Raw genomic sequence first — 18,723 nt, 5'->3', positions numbered from 1 at the left:
GCTTATTTCTGCTGTAGTATTTCGTTAAACAGGTTCAGTATCTCTTCATTCGGTTCCTGCTTATGCTTCGACCGGAAATAGTCGGTAAACAGGCTGCGGATATCCTGCTCAATATCGATCTGTCTTATTTCTTTATCTCTTACGGTATCTATAGCCACCTGGGGTATCACCTGTATGATCCCGTCATGTGCCTGCTGTATGCGGCGCAGTTCTTCCGCCTGCAAGAAAGTATCGCTTTTAATCGTCAGCTCGACCAGGCTGTATGGATTTTCCTGCAGCCATTCAATGGCCGCATCAGCCCCCGTAAAGCTTTTGCGGTATAGCTTACGGCCGCTGTTCAGCGGCACCTGCTGCACAGAAGCAGCTGTTCCCGGCTCTATATCGACCAGGCAGACATACTTCTGCTGTCCTGCCTCACTAAAACTGTAAGACAACGGACTACTGGAATATATGGCTGCGGAGCGGTGCCCTTTGGCTTGTTGATACCGGTGCAAATGCCCCAGTGCGGTGTATTGTATGGATTCGGGAATAATATCGGTATAAACCAGATCAGCATTCCCGATCTTAATAGGCTTCTCTCCTTCCGGCTCTTCCGGAATTGCAGCACCTCGTTCTACCATGAACAGGTGCGCCATTAATATGTTCACGCCCGTTTCATCCATATACTGGTCTGCGATCTCCTGCCAGCGGCTTTGCAACACCTGGTTCAGCGCAGTCTCTTTATCTTCTATCCCAAGGAATTGTTTCAGGCGCACCTCATTGGCATAAGGGGAAAGCAAGAGACGTAGCGGCACTGCTGTTCCCGGCAGTTTTACTTCTATAAATCCTGCATCTGATTTGACTATTGACAATCCGGAAGATAATGTCACAGGGCGAATAACAGCATTGGGATAACCCATGAAAAATATACCACTTGCCCGCGCCAATGCATCGGGTGCATCGATCTTATCCGGGCTATCATGGTTTCCGGCAATGGCCACTACCAGCCTGCGCCCCTCGTCGGACAATCGTTTAACAGTACTGTAAAACAGTTCCAGGGCTTCTGTAGGCGGATTGGCACTATCAAATATATCTCCTGCGATCAGCACGGCATCAACTCCGTTTGCTTCCACAATATCCACGATCTCTTCCAGCACCTGCACCTGTTCTTCGATGCGGCTGAAGGTACCCAGTTTCTTTCCTAAATGCCAGTCTGCTGTATGTAATAATCGCATATAATTAACCTGTTTGGCTGATGTATATTCATACGAATCAGCATGCACATTAAACAAAAACTTAACGAACATGCGTGTAACTTCGCTGTTCTGTACTGATCTTATTTCCATGCAATTTACAATGAAATTTTTGCCTGTAGCGATCTTATTCCTCTGTCTGGGAAGGAATGCTTCTGCCCAGGTAAGTTATAAAGATTTACCCATCAGCTGGAGTGATTTTACCCCGACCGATCAGATCCGGGTGAATGCTCATGGCACTGCTGCCATCAGTGTACATACTGAATATTCCTGGGAGAGCTCCGTTAAAAATAACAAGGTAGCATATATCGATTTCAAGTCGAAGCTTACCGTTAACCGAAAGGAGAGTTTTGTGCTGCGCAGCTTTATGCGCACGGCTAATGCGGAGCGAAAGGCGCGCCTGCTGCGACATGAACAAGGCCATTACCTGATCGGCCTGATCAAACACCTATGGCTGGAACAGGCGATTTCTGAATACCGTTTTACCCGGAATTATAAGGAGGAGATCAGGAAAATCTGTAAACAGGTTGAAGATCGTGCGGCAAAGCTGAACAGTGATTATGACCGTGAAACCGAGCACTCCCTGATCGAAGATAAGCAGCTGGCCTGGGAGAAAAGGTTGCTGGATACATTTAATGAACTGAATGATAATAAGACAAAATTGCCCTTACAGTTTGACCTGAAACTGACGGTCAATTTATAAAGCGCTGCTTTGCGAGTCCTGGTTACTGAAGGTTTCGTAGCCTGATGTACTCGAAGGGTAATATGATCAAAGCATACAATGTATAGGCTTATTTACAAAAGGAATCCCGGTAGCCAGGCTACCGGGATTCCTTTTATAAATAAATATGATTATCCTAAATGATTGTGTATACGATCTGCAATCTTTTCGGCCCAGAGACGGTACATGGCTGCACTGTAGTGTAGCTTATCATCTACCAGGTAAGTAGCCTCATCTCCGGCATGCTGATCGGTCAGTTCCGTAATATCTACAAATACAATACCGTGTGCATCGGCAATGGCCTGCTTACGCTCATTATATGCCTTGATCTCTGCAGTTACTTTTGCCGCATCGGAGCCTTTCTCAATAGCAAATGAGGTATGCCCCCAATCGGGGATGGATACTACAAAAACTTTTTCTTTATTGCCTTTGGCAAAAGCAATAGCCTGTTCCAGTAAGCCGGTAAATTCTGCGGCATAATTATCCAGGTCGCGGCCACGGTACTGGTTATTCACGCCAATCAGTAAGGTTACCATATCAAAGGTATCCTGCAAATCCCGCTCAGCAATACCAGCTTGCAGTTCATCGGTCGTCCAGCCGGTTACGGCGATGATCTCCGGTGTACTGACTTCGACCTGATAACGGTCTTTTAATACCTGTACCAACTGGTTAGGAAAGTTTTCGGTAGCCCCTACGCCTTCTCCTATTGTATATGAATCTCCTAAAGCTAAGTATGTTTGCATCCCGTAAATATACTATGGTTTCTGATTTTTCTCCTGTCTTTGCTTCAATAATTCGCTGCGCTTAGGCTCCTTGACATTGATAAAATCATAAGGGCAATGCAGACAGCCATTACCACAGCAGCGCCCTCTTTTGAGGTGGTATGCTGCGGTAAGCACCATTAATCCGTTTTCATTAAAGTAAAAGTCTGTTCCTTCCTGTAACATATGGAGACTGATCTATTCTTCTGTTTCCTGGTGTGCAAACATCTGTTTCAGCACAGCGTCTTTCTCCAGTGGCAGTTCTTTATTGATCTTAAATTTCAAATAATGAATGCGGTTACTACCCGCGATATCCAGTCCTTCGTAGTGCGTTTTGATGCTCAATTCCGGAGATACCGCACCTTTTGCATAAATATTATCATCATCCACCAGCACTTCCAGCTCATACAGGTCTATAACCGCTTTGGTAAAGTTGTACAGATCCGGGCTGTCGGTTTTCAGGTTGATGGTGGCATCAGGGGTAATGATCTGCTGGTACAGTCTCAGGAAACGAGGATATGTCAGGCGCTTTTTCATACGCGCGCCTTTCAGCTGCGGATCGGGAAAGGTGATCCAGATCTCGCTTACTTCGCCGGGCGTAAAGTAATCGGTAATTTTATCAATATGCGACCGTACAAAGCCAACATTGTGCAGGCCATTTTCCAGTGCTGTTTTAGCACCTCTCCAGATACGGTTGCCTTTAATATCGATACCGATGAAATTGCGCTCCGGGTACAGACGACCCAGTCCTACGGCATATTCTCCTTTACCACAGGCCAGCTCTAAGGTAATAGGGTTATCATTTTTAAAAAAGGTATTCCATTTTCCCTGCATATCCTGCGGGAATTCTAAAACGTTTTCGAATGTCTTGATCTCGTTAAAACGTACTAATTTTTTTTGTCCCATATAAGAATAAAGTCTGCTGTATTATTTCACCAATGTACCCTGGTAACTGATCGGGTTACGATATACACTGGATATATAAACAGTTGCATTTCCATTGTCAAATACACTTACCGTAATACGATTGATGTCACTCCTGTCCAGGGGTTTGATCTGTATTTCGTATGGTCTGTTGCGTTTCGATGGTCTGCTTACCTGGTAGGTATATTTTGATGAACTGAATTTGATACCGATATCTGTCGTACCATAGAGCGAGGTGTAAGATCGCCCGAAATACGGCAGGGATACGATAAGAGAATCGGGAGTCACCTGTAGTATATAATTACCTTCTCCGATCCGGTAAAGATCTCTTGCATTCGGAAACATGTCCATCACCGCCATGTTGACATCTTCCATTGGCCTTGCCGTCTCTGCTTTAAATGTAAAGCGCTGGCTTTGAACAGCCATTTCTATGACACCTCTCGGAGGCCTTGGTGGTGACAGTGCCATCAATCCGAAACTGCAGAACACGAGACAGGCTATTATATATTTCATGATGCTGTATTTTGTCTTAAACAAATATACCGAAAATAAAACACATGGCTTTTTTACCGAATATCAAACGCCTTTCGGTTTGGAAAGGCGTTTGAGGAAAAGTATATTATAAACCGGGTAAGCCCGAGTTATGATTAATATCTGTAATGCTCTGGTTTGTAAGGACCTTCTTTAGACAGACCCAGGTATGAAGCCTGTGCATCAGTCAGGATATCCAGTTCTACACCGATTTTAGACAGGTGCAGACGAGCTACTTTCTCATCCAGGTGTTTAGGCAGAACGTATACTTTGTTTTCGTATGCTGCAGTGTTAGTCCACAGTTCGAGTTGCGCTAAAGTCTGGTTAGTGAAAGAGTTACTCATTACAAATGAAGGGTGACCGGTAGCACAACCCAGGTTTACCAGGCGGCCTTCTGCCAGCACGATGATTTCTTTACCATCGATGTTGTACAGATCAACCTGTGGTTTAATGGTATCTTTAGTCTGACCGTAGTTATTGTTCAACCACTCCATATCGATTTCGATATCGAAGTGACCGATGTTACAAACGATCGCTTTATCTTTCATTGCACGGAATTCTTTCTCGGTAACGATGTCACGACAACCTGTAGTCGTCACGATGATATCTGCTTCTTTAACCGCTTTTTCCATTCTTGCCACTTCAAAACCGTCCATAGCAGCCTGTAAAGCACAGATCGGATCGATCTCAGTAACGATTACACGGGCACCTGCACCTCTCAGAGATTCTGCAGAACCTTTACCCACATCACCGTAACCAGCTACCAGCGCTACTTTACCAGCCATCATAATATCTGTAGCACGACGGATCGCATCTACCAGAGATTCTTTACAACCGTATTTGTTATCGAATTTAGATTTGGTAACAGAATCATTTACATTGATTGCAGGCATTGGTAAAGTACCATTAGCCATACGCTCATATAAACGGTGTACACCAGTAGTAGTCTCTTCAGACAGACCTTTGATTGCAGCAACCAGTTCAGGATATTTATCCAGAACGATGTTAGTCAGGTCACCACCGTCATCCAGGATCATATTCAGCGGACGATCTTCGCTACCGAAGAATAATGTCTGCTCAATACACCAGTCAGCCTCTTCCAGGGTCTCACCTTTCCAGGCAAATACCGGAACGCCTGTAGCCGCGATAGCAGCAGCAGCGTGGTCCTGAGTAGAGAAGATATTACAAGAGCTCCAGCGTACTTCCGCACCTAAGGCAGTCAATGTTTCGATCAGTACAGCAGTCTGGATAGTCATGTGCAGACAACCAGCGATACGTGCGCCTTTCAGCGGCTGGCTCGCACCATACTCTGCTCTCAGGCTCATCAGACCCGGCATTTCAGCTTCTGCCAGTTTAATTTCTTTTCTACCCCATTCAGCCAGAGAAATATCGGCTACTTTGTATGGTAATGCAAAATCGATATGTGCTTTAGATGCAACACTCATAATATAGTAATTAAAGTTTTTTCGTAAAAAATTCAGGCAAAAATAAACATTATACGCTAATTCACACAATAAATAGTGTTAAGGATAATATTTGTACCTTTGCAGGCCGAATAAAATCAAAGATGAAAAGCAAAACGCTTAAACAAAATAAAGTAAACATCATTACACTGGGCTGTTCTAAAAACCTGGTGGATAGTGAAGTATTGAGCGGACAACTCAAAGCAAATGAGATTGCCGTAGTGCATGAGAATGAACGCCTGGACCATAATATTGTTGTGGTGAACACCTGCGGTTTTATCGACAAGGCCAAAGAAGAGTCTGTAAACACCATCCTGGAGCAGGTAGCCCTGAAGGAAGAAGGTAAACTGGATAAGGTACTGGTAACCGGCTGCTTAAGTGAGCGTTACCGTCAGGACCTGGCTAAGGAGATACCAGAGGTAGATGCCTGGTTCGGTACCCTGGAGCTGCCTTTTATCCTGAAAGAGCTGGAAGCAGATTTCAAAAAGGAATTACTGGGCGAACGCCTGCTGAGTACCCCTAAACATTATGCATACCTGAAGATATCTGAAGGTTGTAACCGTACCTGTTCTTTCTGTGCGATCCCTTTAATGCGTGGCGGTCACGTATCCAAACCAGTTGAGGAGATCCTTACAGAAGCCAGACACCTGGTGAAGAATGGTGTAAAAGAGATTATGCTGATTGCCCAGGAACTGACCTATTATGGTCTGGACCTGTATAAAAAACGTGCACTGGCCGACCTGCTGGAACAACTGGCACAGGTCGAAGGCCTGGAATGGATACGCCTGCACTATGCTTACCCTACCAAATTCCCGATGGATGTGCTGGAGGTAATCAGAAAATACGATAATATTTGTAACTACCTGGATATTCCCCTGCAACACTGCAGTGACAATATGCTGAAGGCCATGAAACGCCAGATCACCAAGAAAGAAATGGTGGAGCTGATACAGGATATCCGTGCTGCGGTGCCTGGTATTGCCATCCGTACGACGATGATCACCGGATTCCCGGGCGAAACGCTGGATGATGTGGAAGAGATGAAGGCTTTCCTGGAAGAAATGCAGTTTGAGCGCGTAGGTATATTTACCTACTCACATGAGGAGAATACTACCGCTTATGAACTGGAAGATACCCTGAGCAGTGAAGAGAAGGAAAGAAGAGCGCAGGATATCATGGAGGTGCAGCAGGAAATTTCCTACACCAAAAACCAGGAATATGTGGGTAAAGAGTTCCGCGTGCTGATCGACAAGATTGAGGCAGGCAGATATATTGCCCGTACAGAATTTGACAGTGTGGAGGTAGATAATGAAGTAATCATTAATACGGAAGAAGACCTGCCGGTTGGTGACTTTGTAACTGTACGCATTACTAAGGCGTATGATTACGATCTGGAAGCCGAACTGGTATAATAACCTGAACAATTTATGAACTGGATACCGCTTACTGAAATGAGCCAGCTCGATGCTATTGACCTGGCTTCAGAGGATCAGCTGCAGATTATATTCAAGCACAGTACCCGTTGCAATATCAGCGCAGATACTTACGATGAGCTGGAAACGGCCGATACAGAGGCTTATTACCTCGACCTGCTCCGCTACCGCGACATCTCTGATGAGATCGCGCATCGTTATGGTGTATTGCATAAATCGCCGCAGGTACTGGTAATTTCCAAAGGAGTTTGTATATTTAACGAATCTCATTGGAGGATCCGGGCTTCAGTATTGCAGGCCCATTTACAAAACGCATAAATCATGTCTCAATCCGATACTAACCTTGGCAAATTCTTACTGAAGGCATTCTTCCAGGGATTGGTCATTCTGGGACCGATCAGTGTAACCGTTGCCGTAATCTGGTATATATTTACCAGTGTAGATAGTCTTATACCCAGCCTGTCTAAGGAGTTTCCGGGTCTGGTGTTTATACTGATCCTGACGGTCACTACCCTGATTGGTATACTGGGTACCCGTTTCTTTATCGGGCGCTTCCTGGTAGACCTGTTCGGACATATGCTGGAAAATACACCCGGCATTAAATTCATTTATACGGCTATCAAAGACGTGATGGTATCTTTCGTCGGAGATAAAAAGAAATTCAATAACCCGGTATGGGTCAAGACCCAGAACGAACCGGAGATCTGGCGCATCGGCTTCCTGACCCAGAGCGACATGGACTTTGCGTCGCTGCCGGATAAAGTATCGGTGTACCTGCCCCACTCTTATGCCATCTCTGGCTGGGTAATCGTTACTGATGCACATAATATACGCCCGGTTGAGGGGATGAATGCTGCGGAAGCCATGAAATTTGCCGTAAGCGGAGGCATTACCGGATCGGCTGCACATACTGCCGATCAGAAATTCAAGGAAGATCCTAACGCGCCGGAAATACAATAAATACTACATACTCTCATTATAACACTTCTAAGAATGAAGCATCTGTTCAAAACTATGTTATTGCTGGCGGGTTCACAATGGTGCCTGCACGCAAACACTTATGCCCAAAAAGAAATTACCCTGGATGATATCCTGCTGAAGGGCAGCTTTAAAGCCGCATCAGTACCGGGTTTCGATGTCCTGAACAATGGCACCAGCTATGTGAAGCAGGAGAACGGGAACATTTCCGTATTTGATATGAAAAGCAATAAGCAACTGCGCACATTGTTTGAAAAATCAACGAACACTTTTGAGGGCAAGGCACTGGATGTGGATGAGTTTGTATTTAGTGCAGACGAACAGAAAATGCTGCTGCTGACCAGTTCTGAGAATATATACAGACGCTCTGTGCTGCATTATGTCTACATTTTCGACCTTAAAACAAAATCGATCCAACAACTGGATGCGGATAAAGTATTGCATGCATCTTTCTCTCCGGACGGTACAAAAGTTGCTTTTGTAAAGGCTAATAACCTGTATTATAAAGACCTGAGCAATAGTAAAACAGTTGCGGTAACGACCAATGGTGCACATAATAAGATCATCAACGGTAACTGTGACTGGGTTTATGAAGAAGAGTTTGAGTTTACACAGGCCTACCAATGGTCTCCAATGGGCAATTTTCTTGCCTATTATTTATTCGATGAAAGTGCAGTAAAGGAATATGTAATTCCATACTACGAGGGCAAAGAATACCCGAGAAACTATAGCTATAAATACCCTAAAGCCGGTGAAGCGAACTCTATCGTAAAGATACATACCTACACTTTGGCGAACGGACAAACGGCCACTGCCGATATCGGTACAGAAACAGATCAGTACATTCCCCGCATTAAATGGAGCAACAATGAGCAGGAGCTGTGTATCTATCGCCTGAACCGCCTGCAAAATAAGCTGGACCTCTTACTGACCAATGCTGGCAACGGCCAAACCAAAGTGATCTATACCGAGTCTAACCCGGCATACCTGGAGATCAATGATAACCTGACATTCCTGAACGACAATCATTCTTTCGTATTCAATTCTGAGCGCAGCGGCTATAACCAGCTGTACAAATGGGACTGGGCCAAACAGCAATTAAGCCCGATCACTAGTGGTATCAATGAGGTGAAAGATTTGCTGGGCGTGGATCTGAAAGGCAATAAAATTTATTATACCGCTACCGATAAGGCGATCAACAATACCTTTAATGTCATCAGCCTGGACGGCAAGCAGCAAAAAACATTAAGTAAAGGCATTGGTTCGCACGACATCATGCCTTGCAACGGATTCAAGTATTTCGTAGACAAATACAGCACTGCAAACAGCGCACCGGTATTCACTTTGATGGATCAGAGCGGAAAAGCGGTACGCGTACTGGAAGAAAACAAGCAACTGACACAACGCATGGCAGAGTACCAGACCAGCCCGGTTACCTTTATGGGTATCCCTAATGGTAATGGCGATACGCTGAATGCTTATATGATCAAACCACCAAACTTTGATGCTGGCAAAAAGTACCCGGTACTGATGTACCAGTACTCTGGTCCGGGATCACAACAGGTGGTGAACCACAATACGCTGGATCACTACTGGTGGCACCAGATGCTGGCACAGAAAGGCTATATCATTGTGGTAGCAGACGGTACCGGAACCGGTGGCCGCGGAGAAGCATTTAAAAAGAAGACTTACCTGCAATTAGGAAAATACGAGAGTGATGACCAGATCGCAGTGGCCAAATACCTGGCACAGCAATCTTATGTAGATGCCGCCCGTATTGGTATCTGGGGCTGGAGCTATGGCGGATTCATGAGTACTACCTGTCTGATGAAAGCACCGGAAGTATTTAAAATGGCGATTGCCGTGGCACCGGTAACCAACTGGCGTTTCTATGATAACATCTATACAGAACGTTATATGCGCCAGCCGCAGGAAAATGCAAAGGGATATGATGATAATGCGCCATTAAGCATGGCCAAAAACCTGAAAGGTAAGTACCTGCTGGTACATGGTACTGCTGATGATAATGTGCACCTGCAGAATGCTACTGAAATGTCTAATGCCCTGGTGAATGCCAATAAGGACTTTGATGCATTCTACTATACCAATAAAAATCATGGTATCTATGGTGGCTATACGCGCTATAACCTGTTCAAGAAATTGACGGCTTATATCATGGAGAACCTGTAAATATCATTTAGAGCGTCGTTTAAAAGGGGTATAATCAATTTCAATTGATTATACCCCTTTCTATATAAAGTAAATTTGTTTATTACTTTGCTACCTTTTGCCTTGATGCAAAAGGTACCGCCAAAAAATCAAGGCTGTATAAATCCCTGGCTAAAAATCAATGTGTCGGTCGGTCGCAAACCAGAACGCTGCGCTCAGACAATGGTTTACGACTTTATTGACCGAGCCAATGATTTTATGAACGCCGGATTTATAATGCCTTTTGAGCGATCTGTACTTGTAAGAATCGTAACCTAAGGCAATCGAATGGTACAAAAGTATAAGCACACTGTTGCTTCGAGTCCCTCAGCGACTGGATGTTCATTAATCCATTTTCGTCTGGATCTCCACCGTTCCGGAGAGAATCTTATGTACCGGACAGGCATTGGCAATAGCCAGTATACGACTCTTCTGCGTCTCGTCCAGGTCGCCCGATACTTTGATCTGGCGGGTAAATACTGTTGTGGTGGTACTATCGCTGCGGATAATGGTGACTTCCGTTTCTACCCCGGTTAAAGGCCATCGCTTGCGATCGGCATACATGCGTAAAGTAGCACAGGTACAGGCTGCCAGGCTCGACGCCAGTAGCTCAAAGGGATTAAATCCCTCTTCTTTTCCACCCAGGGCAATGGGCTCATCGCTGATAATCGTATTCCTTCCTGCTGTTATGGTTGTCTGACAGGATGTTCCTATCCTGCCCTGTACGCTATGATTAATCTCCATTTCTTTCCGTTTATTCAAAAAGCAAGTTAATAAAGTAATTTTTAATCGCCTGTACTGTTAATCTTGTGTTTATCAAACATATTACACTTTAAATTGTTTGTAATTTCATAACAGGATTCTGAACAGCGTTGTGTCCGCACTGCTATTCAATATACAAAGAGGTTATACAAATGGATATTTTTTTACACTTTAAAAGAAAGTATCTATGGCAAAATCAGCTGAAACCGCCAGTAAAAAAGTGGAGAAAGCCATGCATGAGCTGAAACATGGTACGCTCAAAACCGGTACCGGCAAGAAAGTAACCAGCCGCAAACAGGCTATCGCTATCGGCCTGTCCGAAGCGCGGGAAGCCGGGGCTAAAGTCCCGAAGAAAAGTGCCTCCAAAAAAGATTAAACACAAGCTCTTTTTTTAACCCCTGAAATTGAAATTTATGAAAACGAACAATCAAAACCACAATCAGGTGCCGCAAGCCAATCCAAAAGCACCGGACAACAGCAAACGCCCGCAGAACAAAGACAAACTGGACAGCCGCGAAGGCGAAGAACAGGAGTTCAAAGGCAATGATGAAACGCATAACAAGAAAGAACACAAAAGCGAAGGCAAAGACAAAAAATAGTTACAGTACTCATCTTGATACAGGACTGCTCCCGGTTGTATACCAAAGGGAGCAGTCCTTTTTTCATTACGATTATTTGCTATTCCGTAAAAAAAAACGGGATTAAATACGGGAGAAAGGCAGTTGTATTTATTGCATGGGACTATTATCTTGAACGCTAATTGAAAGTAAAACTAACAAGTTATTATTATGGCAATAGATTTTTCAGAAATATTAGTTGTAGGTGTATCCTCAAGAGCATTATTCAATCTAGAAGTAGAAAATCAGATATTTGAAAAAGAAAATAACAACAAGAGTCTAAAATAACGACAAAGTCCGGAGTAATCATCCAGGCTTTATCGTTTACATTTAGCTATTAAAAAACGTACAGAAGATATCCACGTTTACATATGCCCATCCAATAATAAGGAGCGAAATGATCAGTATGCTTATATATACACTCCGAGTAACATTATATTTTTCAAAAGACCGGAAGTTTTTCAAGAATCCAATAATTATCCAGACATTAAATAAAATATATAATACAAATTTAAAGGTCATAGGAATTGTTTAGTTCTTTCAATATTAGCTCAATCCATTAAAACGAAACATGTTTGATTGAATTTCAATATTGATAATCAATAAACTTTTTTTCACAATAAAGGATGTTGCAGGTAATAATATACCTGCAAATTGTACTATTATTGCTTATGTTTCCGTCATAAACCCTTCAGTACAAATACTATAATCCCAACTTATTATGACAGACTTTGAAGAAATGGCTCAACAACATTCTGCTGGAGCAATAGTAAGACACCGATCAATTTTTGCAGATTTGCCATCCCATAAAAATGATGCTGAATTATCGACCGATTTCATCAAAAAATGGGTCATTCCGTTTTATATGGAGATTGGCAATAGTGAAGATCTGAGCTGGATTGATGATATAAAAGCACTTAAGGATGAAATAACAGTTGATGTATGCCTTGCGCTTCTGGGCGAATTTGACTGGCGACCTAGATTAGTTGGCTCTTATTTCGCGGCGGTAAAAGGCTACGAACAATTGAGTAAAATAATAGGCACTCATTTACTGAAAAGTGAAGTGTGTTGTGTCGGACATATTTATGCACTGGTTCTTGCCTATTTCAACACAGATAAATGTATTGACTATCTGAGCAAATATCTTGATTACTATCTTACACAACCTGGCTTATACTTTGATCAGGAGTACTTAATGGAAGCGGTACTGTATGCAGATAAAGTGAATCAAACTGAAAATATCAAACCACACCTGAAAAAGTGGACTGGTTTTAAACAGCAAAGAACAATTTTGGCCTACCAAAGAGCCTTATCAATTGCAAAAACGATAGAGCAGCAGAAGGGAAAAAATGTGGCAGAACAATACCTTAAGAATATAATGCCAGACAATGATAATCCAGATATTAATTTTTCAACGGACAACTTTGAGCAACAGATTGCCATACTGAAAAACTTAAATGAATACTGCAGTTAATACATATACTACGATTGCACCTTATGATTATACACATTTATCATTATGTCAGAACGCAACTCTATCACACCAGAACGAATTATTCCACCATCAGAAAGAATTATGAAGCCACCAGCATGCATTATCAGATCGTCTGAACGAAATCCTATCCCGCCAGAACAAATTACTACACCATCAGAAAAGATTATTTTGCGGTCAGAATGCATTATTAAGCCGCCAGAGTGCAATATTCTGTCATCAGTATGAAATTCGATTCCGCCATAACGAATTATACTGCCATCATAGATTATTAATGCCCTTCTCTCGTCATATCGACCGGAGCGGAGATATCTCCCATTACACCATTAAAATCCAGAGGAGATTTCTCGGCGCCGCTGCGCTGTGCTCGAAATAACGATAGGGAGTATTAACCTTCCCACTGGCGCACGCGCCCCCGCGTGTGCCCATTTAACCCCACACCAAACCCAAGTGCAACAACCATCTTTTACACTCCCCTTGCAAAATAAATTTGCCATAATCATTCTTTATAATATATTTGCAGCAGTTCTTTGTTTGAAAGTGTTATCAAGAAAGGCAGAGGGATTAGACCCGATGAAGCCTTAGCAACCCTTTATCCTGTATAAAGAAGGTGCTACATTCTACCAAATGCGGATAGATAATACGTCTCAATTAGCCCTCCGGGCTTTTCTTTTTTTCATTTTCAACGCGGTACTTTTTTCGATACAGGATCATATCCTGCGGCTTTTGCTTTGCAGTTTTTTTCCGTGCGGCATTACTATTTAACATTGATCATGAATACTACAGAAACCATAAAATCATTATTAAAAGAACGCATCCTGGTGCTGGATGGTGCCATGGGTACCATGATACAGCGCTATCCGTTTGATGAAGCGGCCTTCAGAGGCGATCGCTTCAAAGACTGGCCGAGTCCGGTAAAAGGTAATAACGACCTGCTATCCCTCACCCAGCCGGATGCCATACGCACCATACATTACCAATACCTGGAAGCAGGAGCCGATATTATTGAGACCAATACCTTCTCCTCTACAACTGTTGCCATGGCCGATTACGGCATGGAAGCACTGGCCTATGAGCTGAATGTGGAAGGGGCCAAACTGGCCAAAGAAGCTTGTACCGCTTATATGGAAGCACATCCGGGCAGTATAAAATTCGTAGCCGGTGCCATAGGTCCGACCAATAAAACCACCAGCATATCTCCCGACATCAATAACCCCGCCTTTCGGGCCATTACCTTCAACGAATTGAAAGAGGCCTACACCGAACAGATCGAAGGACTGATCGATGGTGGCTCGGATATACTGCTGGTAGAAACTGTTTTTGATACCCTGAATGCTAAAGCTGCGCTCTTTGCCATAGAAGAGGTGAAAGAAGCGCGTGGTATAGATATCCCGGTAATGGTCAGCGGAACGATCACCGATGCATCGGGTCGTACGTTATCCGGTCAGACACCAGAAGCCTTCCTGGTGTCGCTGGAGCATTTCCCGCTGATCAGCATCGGGTTTAACTGTGCACTGGGTGCCCGGCAGCTGGCGCCCTACCTGGAGATCTTATCGCAGAACACAGACATTGCCATATCGGCCTACCCCAATGCGGGCCTGCCCAATGCCTTTGGCCAGTATGATGAGACGCCGGAACTGATGGCAGCGCAGGTACATGATTATTTAGAGAAAGGAATTATTAATATTATCGGAGGTTGCTGCGGCACTACCCCGGAGCACATCCGCGCACTGGCCGATCTGGCTGCACGTTATGCTCCCCGTAAGACGGAAGCCGCTCACTAAAACGACACGAAACATTCATGAAGCATTTGAAATTAAGTGGGCTGGAAGCCTTGGTCATTACCCCTGAAAGTAATTTTATCAATATAGGAGAACGCACGAATGTGGCGGGCTCCAAGAAGTTTCTGCGCCTGATCAAGGAAGGAAAATATACCGAAGCACTGGATATTGCCCGCGACCAGGTAGAAGGCGGCGCACAGGTACTGGATGTAAATATGGATGACGGTCTGCTGGACGGTAAGATGGCTATGGTACATTTTCTGAACCTGATTGCTGCAGAACCCGACATTGCCCGTATTCCGATCATGGTGGACAGCTCCAAATGGGAAATCCTGGAGGCTGGTCTGCAGGTATTGCAGGGTAAAGCAATTGTCAACTCGATCAGCCTTAAAGAAGGTGAAGAAACCTTCATCCGCCAGGCAAAGCTGGTGAAGCGCTACGGCGCAGCGGTGATTGTCATGGCTTTTGATGAAAAAGGACAGGCAGATAACTACGAACGCAGGCTGGAGATCGTGAAGCGATCTTATGACATCCTGGTCAATGTGGTGAAATTCAAACCGACCGATATTATTTTCGACCTGAACATTTTCCCTGTGGCTACCGGTCTGGAAGAACACAGGCGCAATGCACTGGACTTCTTCGAGGCTACGAAATGGGTAAAGGAAAATTATCCGCAGGTAGGCGTAAGCGGTGGGGTCAGCAATGTATCGTTCTCTTTCCGGGGCAATGATACGGTGCGGGAAGCCATGCACTCGGTATTCCTCTATCATGCCATTAAAGTGGGTATGAACATGGGTATCGTAAACCCGGCTTTGCTGATTGTGTATGATGAAATACCCAAAGATCTCCTGCAACTGATCGAAGATGTGATGCTGGACCGGGACGAAGAGGCTACGGAGAAACTCATCGAATATGCGGAACAGAATAAGGCCGTTAAGAAAGATAAAACGGAAGAACTGGCCTGGCGCAACCTGCCTTTACAGGACAGGATCAATTATGCGCTGGTCAATGGTATAGATAAATTTGTGGAGGAAGATGCCGAGGAGGCACGACTGCAAAGCAAGAGGCCGCTTGAGGTGATAGAGATATACCTGATGACCGGGATGAACCTTGTGGGCGATCTGTTTGGTAGTGGTAAGATGTTTCTGCCGCAGGTGGTAAAATCGGCCCGTGTGATGAAGAAGGCCGTTGCTTACCTGCAACCGTATATTGAACAGGAAAAAGACAGTACCAGACCCAGTGCCGGTAAAGTACTGATGGCTACTGTAAAGGGCGATGTACACGACATTGGTAAGAACATTGTCAGTGTGGTGCTGGCCTGTAATAACTACGAGATCATAGACCTGGGCATCATGGTGCCTGCAGAAAAGATACTGGAGACGGCGATTGCAGAAAATGCTGATGTGATCGGGCTGAGTGGCCTGATAACCCCCAGCCTGGATGAAATGGTACATGTAGCGGCTGAAATGCAGCATCGCGGCCTGAACATTCCTCTGCTGATTGGCGGCGCAACGACTTCTAAGGTGCATACTGCGGTAAAGATTGATGCGCAGTATCAGAATACAGTAATTCATGTCAATGATGCTTCCCGCGCGGTAAATGTGGTGAGCAGTATCCTGAGTCAGGACCGGAAGACTGAATATGGCAGAGAGGTGAAGGAAGAAAATGAGCGCATACGCCATAATTACCTGAACCATAATGTACAGAAAGATTACCTGAGCATTACCGATGCCCGTACCAATAAACTGCAACTGACCTTTGATACTGCAACAGTTACTGTGCCGCATACATTGGGGGTAAAGGTAAGCGAGGAGCTGCCGCTGGAAGAACTGAAGGCTTATATCGACTGGTCTCCATTCTTCCGCAGCTGGGACCTGCATGGCAAATTCCCGGATATCCTGACCGATAAAGTCGTGGGTACACAGGCCACGGCCTTGTTTAAGGATGCACAGGAAATGCTGCAGGACATTATAGACCGCAAACTGCTTACTGCGAAAGCGGTCTGGGGCATCTTCCCGGCCAACCGTATACAGGATGATGATATTGAAGTACAGGACCCGGAAACGAAAGAACCCCTGGCTACATTTTATACATTAAGGCAGCAAACGAAAAAAGCAGCTGGTATACCCAATATAGCACTGTCTGATTTCGTAGCTCCTAAAGAAAGCGGCATACAGGATTACGTGGGTTGCTTCTGTGTAACGGCAGGATTCGGTACCGATGTACTCTCCGCTCAATACGAGGCACAGCACGATGATTATAACTCTATTATGGTGAAGGCGCTGGCAGATCGTCTTGCAGAGGCTTATGCTGAATACCTGCACACGAAGGTGCGTAAGGAGGACTGGGGTTATGCGGCTACAGAAAGCCTGACCAATGAGGACCTGATTAAAGAACGATACAAAGGCATACGTCCGGCCCCCGGCTACCCTGCCTGCCCCGATCACCTGGAGAAGGAGACCATCTGGCAACTGTTGCAGGTTGAGGAGCGCATTGGGGTAAGCCTTACCGAAAGCCTGGCGATGTGGCCTGCTGCCAGTGTAAGCGGGTATTATTTCGCACACGAAGGCAGTAAATACTTCGGCCTGGGTCGTATTAAGGAAGATCAATTGGCAGACTTTGCCAGTAGAAAAAATATAGAACTGTCTAAAGCAAAAAAATGGCTGGGCCCTAACCTCGCCGATTAAAAAACACTGTTTAAACAATATTATGAAAGTAACGGAACACATCAGGAAAGCACAAGGTAATACGCTGTTCTCTTTCGAGATACTGCCTCCGCTAAAGGGAGACAATGTGCAATCCATTTATAATACTATCGATAACCTGATCGAGTTTAACCCGGCCTTTATTGATGTAACCTATCATCGTGAAGAATACCTGTACCTGGAGAAGCCTAACGGACTGCTGGAAAAGAAAGTGGTGCGCAAGCGTCCCGGCACAGTGGGTATCTGTGCTGCGATACAGAGTAAATATAAGGTAGATGCTATACCACATATTCTTTGCGGAGGATTTGATAAAGAAGATACGGAAAACTTCCTGATCGACCTGGACTTCCTGGGCATTGATAATGTACTGGCCTTAAGGGGCGATGCGATCAAGAGTGAGATTTACTTCCGTCCCGAACGCAACGGCCACAACTTTGCACATGAGCTGGTAACACAGATACAGTCTATGAATGACGGACAGTATCTTGACGATTACCTGGAGAACAGTAACCCTACTTCATTTGATATAGGCGTAGCCGCCTACCCGGAAAAGCATATGGAGGCCGCGAGTCTGCAGCAGGATGTTTTATACCTGAAGCAAAAGGTGGAAGCCGGTGCGGATTATATCGTAACGCAGATGTTCTTCGACAATGATAAGTACTTCCAGTTTGTAGACAAATGCCGCGCCTCGGGTATCGAGGTACCGATTATACCAGGCTTAAAACCGATTGCGACCAAAGGTCAGCTGAGCATGATCCCGCATCGCTTTAAGGTAGATCTGCCGGATGACCTGGTGGTAGAGATCATTAAATGTAAAGACAACCAGGCGGTGAAGCAGGTGGGTATTGAGTGGAGTATTCAGCAATGCAAAGAACTGAAGGCTAAAGGCGTGCCTGCTCTTCATTTTTACTCTATGGGCAAAAGCGATAACATCAAAACTGTGGCCCAGTCTATATTTTAGGTCAATTCCTGATTAATGGAATAGAAATGTAATAGCCAATATACCAGTATCACATTTGAGATTTCTCGGCTACACTACATTCCGCTCGAAATGACGAAAAGATCGCTTCGTCTTGTCAACCGAAGTGGAGACATCTCCTAACGACGAATATGCT

Annotated in this window: 18 protein-coding genes, 1 pseudogene and 1 riboswitch; of the genes and pseudogenes, 12 read left to right on the top strand and 7 right to left on the bottom strand. The window is 44.6% G+C overall.

Annotation, left to right across the window (positions count from 1 at the left end):
• Positions 1-2: 2 nt before the first annotated feature.
• On the bottom strand, positions 3-1,214 hold the full coding sequence (locus tag FTD44_RS08930; protein WP_222166130.1) for a metallophosphoesterase family protein: 1,212 nt from the start codon (positions 1,212-1,214) through the stop codon (positions 3-5).
• A 70-nt stretch (positions 1,215-1,284) separates the two neighbouring features.
• Between FTD44_RS08930 and FTD44_RS08925 the strand changes: the two genes are divergently transcribed.
• On the top strand, positions 1,285-1,935 hold the full coding sequence (locus FTD44_RS08925) for a DUF922 domain-containing protein (protein ID WP_222166129.1): 651 nt from the start codon (positions 1,285-1,287) through the stop codon (positions 1,933-1,935).
• A gap of 149 nt (positions 1,936-2,084) precedes the next feature.
• Here FTD44_RS08925 and FTD44_RS08920 read toward each other — a convergent pair whose 3' ends face one another.
• From FTD44_RS08920 to ahcY, 5 genes are all read right to left on the bottom strand, one after another.
• Positions 2,085-2,696 carry an SGNH/GDSL hydrolase family protein gene (locus tag FTD44_RS08920; RefSeq protein WP_222166128.1) on the bottom strand — a complete coding sequence of 204 codons (612 nt, stop codon included), beginning with the start codon at positions 2,694-2,696 and terminating at the stop codon, positions 2,085-2,087.
• 12 nt (positions 2,697-2,708) lie between these two features.
• Positions 2,709-2,900 carry a DUF5522 domain-containing protein gene (locus FTD44_RS08915; protein WP_222166127.1) on the bottom strand — a complete coding sequence of 64 codons (192 nt, stop codon included), beginning with the start codon at positions 2,898-2,900 and terminating at the stop codon, positions 2,709-2,711.
• A gap of 12 nt (positions 2,901-2,912) precedes the next feature.
• A complete protein-coding gene (gene trmB / locus FTD44_RS08910) occupies positions 2,913-3,620 on the bottom strand; it encodes a tRNA (guanosine(46)-N7)-methyltransferase TrmB (protein ID WP_129021771.1) in 708 nt (235 codons plus the stop codon).
• A 21-nt stretch (positions 3,621-3,641) separates the two neighbouring features.
• Positions 3,642-4,151, bottom strand: coding sequence for a DUF4251 domain-containing protein (locus FTD44_RS08905; RefSeq protein WP_222166126.1), 510 nt, complete (start codon positions 4,149-4,151; stop codon positions 3,642-3,644).
• Positions 4,152-4,285: 134 nt separating this feature from the next.
• Positions 4,286-5,614 carry an adenosylhomocysteinase gene (ahcY, locus tag FTD44_RS08900; protein WP_222166125.1) on the bottom strand — a complete coding sequence of 443 codons (1,329 nt, stop codon included), beginning with the start codon at positions 5,612-5,614 and terminating at the stop codon, positions 4,286-4,288.
• Between the two features lie 122 nt (positions 5,615-5,736).
• Between ahcY and rimO the strand changes: the two genes are divergently transcribed.
• From rimO to FTD44_RS08880, 4 genes are read left to right on the top strand one after another with little or no spacing between them, the layout of a single operon-like run.
• Positions 5,737-7,044: a 30S ribosomal protein S12 methylthiotransferase RimO gene (gene rimO / locus FTD44_RS08895; RefSeq protein WP_222166124.1), complete on the top strand. Its 1,308-nt coding sequence runs from the start codon at positions 5,737-5,739 to the stop codon at positions 7,042-7,044.
• Between the two features lie 15 nt (positions 7,045-7,059).
• Positions 7,060-7,383: a bacillithiol system redox-active protein YtxJ gene (gene ytxJ, locus FTD44_RS08890; RefSeq protein ID WP_129021775.1), complete on the top strand. Its 324-nt coding sequence runs from the start codon at positions 7,060-7,062 to the stop codon at positions 7,381-7,383.
• A gap of 3 nt (positions 7,384-7,386) precedes the next feature.
• Positions 7,387-8,025 (top strand): DUF502 domain-containing protein, encoded by a 639-nt coding sequence (locus tag FTD44_RS08885; RefSeq protein ID WP_222166123.1) that lies wholly within the window; start codon positions 7,387-7,389, stop codon positions 8,023-8,025.
• Positions 8,026-8,058: 33 nt separating this feature from the next.
• A complete protein-coding gene (locus FTD44_RS08880; RefSeq protein WP_222166122.1) occupies positions 8,059-10,233 on the top strand; it encodes a S9 family peptidase in 2,175 nt (724 codons plus the stop codon).
• A 363-nt stretch (positions 10,234-10,596) separates the two neighbouring features.
• Here the strand turns inward: FTD44_RS08880 and FTD44_RS08875 are convergent, their stop codons facing one another.
• Positions 10,597-10,995 (bottom strand): OsmC family protein, encoded by a 399-nt coding sequence (locus tag FTD44_RS08875; RefSeq protein WP_222166121.1) that lies wholly within the window; start codon positions 10,993-10,995, stop codon positions 10,597-10,599.
• 205 nt (positions 10,996-11,200) lie between these two features.
• On the opposite strand from FTD44_RS08875, the gene FTD44_RS08870 reads away from it, so the two are divergent.
• The 7 genes and pseudogenes from FTD44_RS08870 (at position 11,201) to metF (ending at position 18,569) form a co-directional block, all read left to right on the top strand.
• Positions 11,201-11,389 carry a DUF6496 domain-containing protein gene (locus FTD44_RS08870; protein ID WP_222166120.1) on the top strand — a complete coding sequence of 63 codons (189 nt, stop codon included), beginning with the start codon at positions 11,201-11,203 and terminating at the stop codon, positions 11,387-11,389.
• Positions 11,390-11,426: 37 nt separating this feature from the next.
• Entirely contained in the window at positions 11,427-11,612 is a 186-nt protein-coding gene (locus FTD44_RS08865; protein WP_222166119.1) for a hypothetical protein, read from the top strand.
• 189 nt (positions 11,613-11,801) lie between these two features.
• Positions 11,802-11,918: a 5'-nucleotidase gene (locus tag FTD44_RS16230; RefSeq protein ID WP_394369732.1), complete on the top strand. Its 117-nt coding sequence runs from the start codon at positions 11,802-11,804 to the stop codon at positions 11,916-11,918.
• Between the two features lie 433 nt (positions 11,919-12,351).
• On the top strand, positions 12,352-13,104 hold the full coding sequence (locus FTD44_RS08860; protein ID WP_222166118.1) for a DUF6000 family protein: 753 nt from the start codon (positions 12,352-12,354) through the stop codon (positions 13,102-13,104).
• A gap of 558 nt (positions 13,105-13,662) precedes the next feature.
• Positions 13,663-13,766: riboswitch (SAM riboswitch) on the top strand.
• A gap of 129 nt (positions 13,767-13,895) precedes the next feature.
• Positions 13,896-14,906 carry a homocysteine S-methyltransferase family protein gene (locus FTD44_RS08855; RefSeq protein ID WP_222166117.1) on the top strand — a complete coding sequence of 337 codons (1,011 nt, stop codon included), beginning with the start codon at positions 13,896-13,898 and terminating at the stop codon, positions 14,904-14,906.
• Between the two features lie 14 nt (positions 14,907-14,920).
• A pseudogene (metH, locus tag FTD44_RS08850) lies at positions 14,921-17,590 on the top strand (methionine synthase); the annotation flags it as partial.
• 22 nt (positions 17,591-17,612) lie between these two features.
• Positions 17,613-18,569 (top strand): methylenetetrahydrofolate reductase [NAD(P)H], encoded by a 957-nt coding sequence (metF, locus tag FTD44_RS08845; RefSeq protein WP_222166115.1) that lies wholly within the window; start codon positions 17,613-17,615, stop codon positions 18,567-18,569.
• The last annotated feature ends 154 nt before the right edge of the window (positions 18,570-18,723 follow it).

It is taken from the genome of Edaphocola aurantiacus, from assembly GCF_019797745.1.
Lineage (GTDB): Bacteria > Bacteroidota > Bacteroidia > Chitinophagales > Chitinophagaceae > Edaphocola > Edaphocola aurantiacus.
The sequence above is the reverse complement of the archived record's forward strand: the minus strand, read 5'-3'. Positions and strand labels throughout refer to the sequence as shown.